This window comes from Mycobacterium sp. 1164985.4 (assembly GCF_001668575.1).
Taxonomy (GTDB): Bacteria; Actinomycetota; Actinomycetes; order Mycobacteriales; family Mycobacteriaceae; genus Mycobacterium.
In genome coordinates this window covers 23,219-30,862 of the sequence record NZ_LZMD01000020.1, presented here as the reverse complement: position 1 = coordinate 30,862, position 7,644 = coordinate 23,219, and the positions used below count along the sequence as shown (strand labels likewise).

General features: G+C 70.5%; 3 protein-coding genes and 1 pseudogene. 2 read left to right on the top strand and 2 right to left on the bottom strand.

The annotated features are described in order from the left end of the window. Window positions 1-200: pseudogene (locus A5650_RS27255) on the bottom strand (hypothetical protein); the annotation flags it as partial. A 117-nt stretch (window positions 201-317) separates the two neighbouring features. Here A5650_RS27255 and A5650_RS27060 point away from each other — a divergent pair. Further along, on the top strand, window positions 318-572 hold the full coding sequence (locus A5650_RS27060; protein ID WP_231992496.1) for a hypothetical protein: 255 nt from the start codon (window positions 318-320) through the stop codon (window positions 570-572). 180 nt (window positions 573-752) lie between these two features. Further along, window positions 753-5,924, top strand: a complete 5,172-nt coding sequence (locus A5650_RS02525) for a type I polyketide synthase (protein ID WP_067285962.1) — start codon at window positions 753-755, stop codon at window positions 5,922-5,924. A 16-nt stretch (window positions 5,925-5,940) separates the two neighbouring features. Here A5650_RS02525 and A5650_RS02520 read toward each other — a convergent pair whose 3' ends face one another. Further along, complete coding sequence (locus A5650_RS02520; RefSeq protein WP_067285960.1) at window positions 5,941-7,623, bottom strand: (2,3-dihydroxybenzoyl)adenylate synthase; 1,683 nt, start codon at window positions 7,621-7,623, stop codon at window positions 5,941-5,943. Window positions 7,624-7,644 lie beyond the last annotated feature (21 nt).

Below are 7,644 nucleotides of genomic sequence, written 5' to 3'. Positions count from 1 at the left end.
GACTCGCACGCCCAGTTGAGCTCGGTGCCCCACTTCTTCTCCGACACGGCCAGCTGCGCGGTCAGGCCCTCGCGCTGACCGGGCTGCATCGGCTCCAGCGCCACCCTCTGCACCGACGGCGTGCGCGGGAACACCGTCGCACCGACGACGCCGCCGACGATCGCGAGGGCCGCCGCGACGGCCACCGTCGCGGCGAGCATCGTGCGGCGCGACCGCCGCTGACGCCTCGCCGCGACCTGGCCCAGCGATGCGACGTCGGAATCGGCGGGCGCCTCGCCCAGATCGGACAGCGCGAGGGCCTGACCGCGCAGCTGGCCGTGTCGGAGAAGAAGTGGGGCACCGAGCTCAACTGGGCGTGCGAGTACACCAAGGAGTGGGCCCGCGACGTCGAGAGCTACGACATCGTGGTGACGACGCGCGACGGCGCGCAGAGGGCCGTCGGTTCGTGGCGTCCGGCGGGGAACGAGGCGACGGGGCTGTCCGCGGCGACGAGCATTCCGACCTCGGAGATCCGCAGCATCGACATCCGGGTGTCGGGCAGCGACGAACCGCTGGCCATCCGCAACCTGTGACGGCGTCGACACGGCGACACTGCGGCGCGATTTGACGTCGCGGCAAGCCGTTTGGGCGTGACCGGCACCACGAGCCCACCGCCTGCGTAGGTCCCACAAATGAGCGCCGTTATGCCAGTATGGCCGCCATGGCGTGTGGCTTCTTAGGCAAGGCTATCCAGAGTTCAGGGCAACGCTGACGTGACCGATACCGCCTCACCCGACGATTCCGCACGCCCCGAACCGATCGCGATCATCGGGATCGGTTGCCGCGTGGCCGGTGCGATCGGCACGCCGGAACAGTTCTGGAACTTCCTCCTCGACGGCGGCAGCGATGTTCGAGAGGTTCCCGCCGAACGCTGGGAACCGTACCTGCAGCGCGACCCGCGCAACGCCGCAGTGCTCAAGGACGTCACGCGGTTCGGAACGTTCCTCGACGACCTGCCCGGGTTCGACGCGGAGTTCTTCGGCGTTTCACCTCGCGAGGCCGAGCTGATGGATCCGCAGCAGCGGCTGGCGCTCGAGGTCAGCTGGGAGGCGCTCGAACACGCCGGCGTCCCGCCGAAGTCGTTGGCGGGCACCGACACCGCGGTGCTGATGGGCGTCAACTCCGACGACTACGGCAAGCTCATCATGGAGGACCTGCCCGGCATCGAGGCGTGGACGGGGATCGGCACGTCGCTCTGCGGGATCGCCAACCGCGTCTCGCATCTGCTCGACCTGCGAGGGCCCAGCGTCGCCCTCGACGCGGCGTGTGCGGCCTCGCTGGTCGCCGTGCATCAGGCGTGCCAGATGCTCAACGCGGGTGAGACGTCGCTGGCGCTGGCCGGCGGTGTCAGCGCGCTGATCGGCCCCGGCCTGACCCGCGTGCTCGACGTGGCGGGCGCGACGGCGCCCGACGGCCGGTGCAAGACCTTCGATGCCGCCGCCGACGGCTACGGACGCGGCGAAGGCGCAGGTGTGGTGGTGCTCAAACGGCTCGCCGACGCGCTGCGCGACGGGGACCACGTGTACGCCGTCGTGCGCGGCGGCGCGGTGGCGCAGGACGGGCGCACCGTCGGCATCATGTCGCCCAACGGCGACGCGCAAGCCGACATGTTCCGCCGCGCATGTCGATCCGCGGGCGTCGAACCCGCAAGCGTCGGCTTCATCGAGGCGCACGGAACCGGTACACCGTCGGGTGACCCCACTGAGGTGCGGGCCCTCGCATCGGTCTACGGCGCCGACCGGCCGGTCGACGCGCCGTGCCGCATCGGATCGGTGAAGCCCAATGTCGGCCACCTCGAGGGTGGTGCCGGCGTGGTCGGGCTCATCAAGGCCGCGCTGGCGCTGCACCACCGGACCATCCCGCCGACGGCGGGCCTGACCTCGTTGACCCCTGCTGTCGACTGGGCCAACAGCGGGCTGCGGGTCCCGACGCAGGTCGAACCGTGGGACGGCGAGGCCACACCGCGGCGCGCCGCGGTGTGCAGCTACGGCTACGGCGGCACCATCGCCCACGTGCTGCTCGAAGAAGCACCGACTGCTTTCACGAGCGATCAAGCGCGGCAGCGTCTTCCGTCGATCATCCCGGTCTCGGCGCGCAACGTCGCGCGGCTGCGTACGCAGGCACGCGTGCTCGCCGAACACCTTCGGGACCACCCGGCGCCGATCGAGCACGTGGCGGCGACGCTGTGGACGCGGCGCTCGCACGAATCGGCCAGGGCCGCGGTGGTCGCCGACGACACCGATGGCGTGGCGGCCGCGTTGACCGCGCTGGCCGAGGACGTCCCGGACCCGTCCGTGGTGACCGGCACGGTGCTGCTGGCCGCCACGAACGGCGCGGTCTGGGTGTTCTCCGGTCACGGCTCCCATTGGGCCGGTATGGGGCGCGAACTGCTCGCCAGTGCACCGGAATTCGCCACCGTGATCGACGAGATCGATCCCGTGTTCACCGCAGAGCTCGGTTTCTCCGCGCGCCAGGCGCTGAGCACCGGTGAGCTCGGCGGCACCGACCAGGTGCAGGCGTTGACGTTCGCGATGCAGGTGGGTCTGGCCGCGGTGCTGCGCGCGCGCGGCGTCACGCCCGCCGCAGTCATCGGGCATTCGGTCGGCGAGGTCGCCGCATGCGTCACCGCGGGCGTATTCGACCTGACAGTGGGCGCCGCCGTGGCGTGCTTTCGCGCCCGCGGCTTCCGATCGGTCATGGGCAAGGGCGCGATGGCGCTCGTGCGGCTGCCGTTCGTCGAAGCCGAGCGACGACTCGACGGACGGACCGACGTGGTGGCGGCGATCAGCGCATCGCCCGAGTCGACGGTGATCTCCGGCACGGTGACCGCGATCGACGACATCAGCCGGCAGTGGACCGACCAGGGCATGATGGTGCGCCGCGTCAACACCGATGTTGCCTTCCACAGCCCGGCGATGGACGCGCTCACCGGAGAGCTCGGTCGCCTCACCGCGCAACTGCCGCCGTCCCGGGCACCCGAAACCCCGCTCTACACAACGGCATTGACCGATCCGCGCTCGACGGCGCCACGCGATCAGCGCTACTGGGTGGCGAACCTGCGTGACCGGGTGCGGTTCTCCGAGGCCGTCTCGGCCGCGATCGAGGACGGGCACCGGCTGTTCCTCGAGGTATCGGCGCACCCGGTGGTCGCGCACTCGATTGTCGAGACGCTCACGACGACCGGCGTCGACCAGCACGCCGTCGTCCCACTGTTGCGTCGCGAACGCCCCCAGATGCACTCGGTGGCAACGGCGGTCGCCGCCCTGCACTGCCACGGCGCGCCGGTCGAGCACCAACTGTCGACCACGCCGTGGGCGGCCGACCTGCCGGTCACGCAGTGGCATCACCGCCGTTTCTGGCGCACGCCCACCCCGCCACCCGGCGGCCGCGGCGTGCACGACGTCGCCACCCACACCCTGCTCGGCGGCCGGATCGAGGTGACCGGTGCGGTGGCCGCCAAGATGTGGCAGACGCGCATCGACCTCGACACCCGTCCGTATCCGGGCGACCACCCGGTGAAAGGCACCGAGATCGTGCCCGCCGCCGTCATCGTCAACACCTTCCTTGGCGCGGCCGACGAGCTCGACTCGCCCTGTGATCGCACAGGCAGGGACCTCGTCGACGTCCGGTTGCGCACCCCCGTGGCGCCGGGGCGGGCCCGCGACGTCCAGGTGGTTCTGCAGGACCGCGGGCTGACGCTGGCCACGCGCCTCGTCGACGGCGACGAGGACGCCGACGACGGCGGCTGGCTGACCCACAGCAGCGCGGTGGTCGCCGCCGACGACGACATCGAAGACCTCCTTGGCGGGGTACTCGACGAATCGGCCGCGCGCGACGCGTGTCCCGAGCCTCTGCCGTCGGGTCATGTGGTGGACACGCTTGCGACGCTCGGCGTGGCCGCGATGGGATTCGATTGGGAGATTCTGGAATTGCGCGGAGGCGACGGCGAGCTGGTCGCCAGGGTCGCCGCCCACGGCGACCGCTCGACGCCCGACACCTGGGCGTCGCTGCTGGACGCGGCGACGTCGGCGGCCTCCACGGTGTTCGACGGGCCGCCGCGGCTGCGGATGCCTGCCCATATCGACCGCGTTCAGGTGCACGGCCGCCCGCCCGCGGTGGCGTTGCTGCACGTTCGGCGCAGGCCCGGGACCACCACGACCGACGTCGTGCTCGCCGAGGAGTCCGGCAAGGTCCTCGCCGCGCTGATGGGCATGTCTTTCGAACAACTCGAAAGCCCTTCCGGCAGCGACGTTTCCCGGATGCTGCACCGTCTGTCATGGCAGCCGGTGCCGTGGCAGGTAGACGGCCGGCCCGGGGTGGTCGCGATCGTCGGCGGGGACGACGCCGCCCGCAAGTTCGTGGCGCGTGACCTGTCGGCGGCCGCGGTGCCATATGCGTTCTACCGCGATGCCACCGAACTTTGCTCTGCCGCAACGTCGTTGGATCGCGACAGCGTGGTGTTGGTGCTCCCGGACCAGCACGACACACCGGAGCGGTCGGTGGCCGTCGTGACCCAAACGTTGCGCGGGCTACTCGAACAGGGCACCAAGGCGCGGATGTGGGTGCTCACGCAGGGCGTGCACGAGGGCGCGAACGTGATGCACGCCCCGCTGTGGGGGCTGGCCAGAGTCGCCGCGGCCGAACACCCGGAGACCTTCGGCGGAGTGCTCGACATCGCTTCCGCCGAACTGCCGGTCGGCGTCCTCGCCTCGGTACAGAGCCATCCGGTCGTGGTGTTCCGCGACGGTGCCGCTCGGTCGGCGCGGCTCGCTCCCGCGGGGCGGGGGTCGGGGACGCCGATGCAGTGTTCGGCCGGCGGCACGTACGTCATCACCGGCGGCACCGGCGCCCTGGGCCTGCGGATGGCGCAGCGGCTGGCCGACATCGGCGCGCGGCGGCTGGTGCTGCTCTCACGCACTGGGATGCCCGATCGTTCTGTGTGGCAATCGGATTCGGATCTGGTCCACACCGTCACGACGCTCGAGGAACGCGGTGTGTCCGTGCGTGCCGTGGCGCTGGACATCGCCGCACCCGGGGCGGCCGACGAGCTGCGCGCCGCGCTGCGCGACCTGCCCCCGGTGCGCGGAGTGATCCACGCGGCAGGCGTCGAAGCCGGCGCTCTGCTGGTCAACACGACGCCCGAGGATTTCACCGCGGCGATGCGTCCCAAGGTCGACGGCACACTGACCCTGCACGAAGTGTTTCCGCCCGAACAACTGGACTGGCTGGTGCTGTTCTCGTCGTGCGGTTACCTCGCCGGCTTCCCCGGCCAGGGCGCCTACGCGTGCGCGAACTCGTTCCTCGACGGAATGGCACGACACCGCCGGTCTCTCGGTGACCGCACCGTCGCCGTTGCCTGGACCGCGTGGCGTGGCCTGGGCATGGGCTCGACATCTGGCTTCGTCGCGGCCCAACTCGACGCGCTGGGGATGGACACCATCGGCGCGGACGAAGCGATGCGGGCGCTCGACCTCGCGATGCGCAATGACGACCCGAACATCGTTGTGCTGCCGCTGCTTCCGGCGGCCGCGTCGGTGCCGATGCTGGCCGACGCTGCACCGACGGAGTCCGAGGGTGCGAGCGAGGACATGCCGCACGTGAGCCTGGTCGACGCCGATCCGGAGCGCATCGCCGCGGTTGTCACCGCCGCCGTGGCCGCCCAGCTGGGGGTGGCCGAGGCCGACGTCGACACGAGCCTGCCGCTGGTGGAGACCGGCGTCGACTCGATCATGACGGTCGGGCTGCTCAAGCAGTTGGAGAGGCAGACCGGACTGTCGTTGCCGCCGACCCTGTTGTGGGAATATCCCACCGCGGCGGCGGTTTCCGAACGACTCGTCGAACTGCTCGACGCTCCGGAAACCGCGGACAAGGTCGAGGTGTCCTGAGCGGCCGAAGGGCGGCTCAGGATGTCAGCTGCGCGACGACCGTCTTCTTGTCCACCTTGCCCACCGCCGTCTTGGGTAGCGTCGGTAACGGCGCCAGCACGTCGGGCCTGCAGTGCGCCGAGACGCCGCGCTCGTCGAGGAATCGGTTGAGTTCGGCCAGCGAGATCGGCGAGCCCTTGAACACCACTGCGGCGCAGATCTTCTCGCCGAGGAATTCGTCCGGAAGTGCGACCGCCGCGGCGGCGTAGATCGCCGGATGGGCGAACAGATGCTCCTCGAGGTCCGACGCTGACACCGTCTCACCACCGCGGTGGATGACGTCCTTGATGCGCCCGGTCACCTCGACATAGCCGGCCCGCGGGCCGTCGGCGAAGATACGCACGCGGTCGCCGCTGCGATAGAAACCGTCGGGGGTGAATGAGCGCGCGTTCGCCTCGTCGGCGCGGTAATAGCCGTTGAGCGTGTAGGGGCCGCGCACCAGCAGTTCGCCCTCCTCGCCGGGTCCCACCTGTGCGCCGGACTCGTCGACGACCCGCATCTCGTCGTGCGGTGACATCGGCCTGCCCTGGGTGTTGACGACGACATCGACGGGATCGCCAGGGCGGGTGAAGTTCAGCATGCCCTCGGCCATGCCGAAGATCTGCTGCAGCCCCGGGGTGAGACCGCACCGGATGTACTCGGCCTCCTGCGGCGTCATCCGCGAACCGCCGACCTGAACGAGTCGCAGCGACGTCGGCAGCACCGGTTCCCATTCGCACGCCTGGGTCCAGACCTTGGCCAGCGCGTTGACCAGCGCCGTGACCGTGACCTTGTGCCGGTCGATCAACGCGAACGCGGCCTCGGGGCTGGCGTCGGTGGTGAAAACCGATGTGGCGCCGACGGTCATCGACCCCAGCAGTCCCGGGCAGGCCAGCGGGAAGTTGTGGCCGGCGGGCAACACGACGAGATACACGTCGTCGCCGGTGAGGTGACACTCGCGGGCGCTGGTCCTGGCGGTGTAGAGGTAGTCGTTGTGGGTGCGGGCGATGAGCTTCGGCAGGCCCGTGGTGCCGCCGGACACGAGGAGGAGTGCAGGCGCATCGGGGTCGACGGGCGGGCGCTCGGTGCGCGGACCGTCGAAAGATGCCAGCGCTGACCAGGATTCGAACCGTCCCGGCTCACCGTGGACGAACACGTGTTGAATCGCGGGGTTGTCCCTGGCCAGTTCGTCGGCCAGCTCGCGGTAATCGAAGCCGCCGACCGCATCGGGCACGATCAAGCCCACCGCGCCACTGACCGCGGCGAAGTGGTTCAGTTCCGCCGACCGGTGGCCCGGCAGGCACATGACGGGGACGACGCCGGCGCGTAGCACCCCGAACAGCGCCACGGCGAACTCGCAGGTGTTCGGCAGTTGCAGCAGCACGCGGTCACCGGGGGCGATGCCGCGGTCGGCCAGCGCGGCCGCGATCCGATCGGCACGGGCGTCCAGTTCGGCGAACGAGTAGCTGACGCCGTCGTCGATCACCGCGGTCCGGTCGGGCCACGCCGCGACCGCGTCGGTCAGGATCGAGTCGAGCGGTTCGTCGGTCCAGTAGCCCGCGCGCCGGTACTCGTCGGCGCGCTCGGCGGGAAACGGTACGAAACCGGCCGTGAGGTCGCCGAATCCGGTGTTGTCGAGCGGCTGTTCTGCGGTTGGGCGCTGCTCAAAACCGGTGCTCATGAAGGATGCGACCTCGTGGGG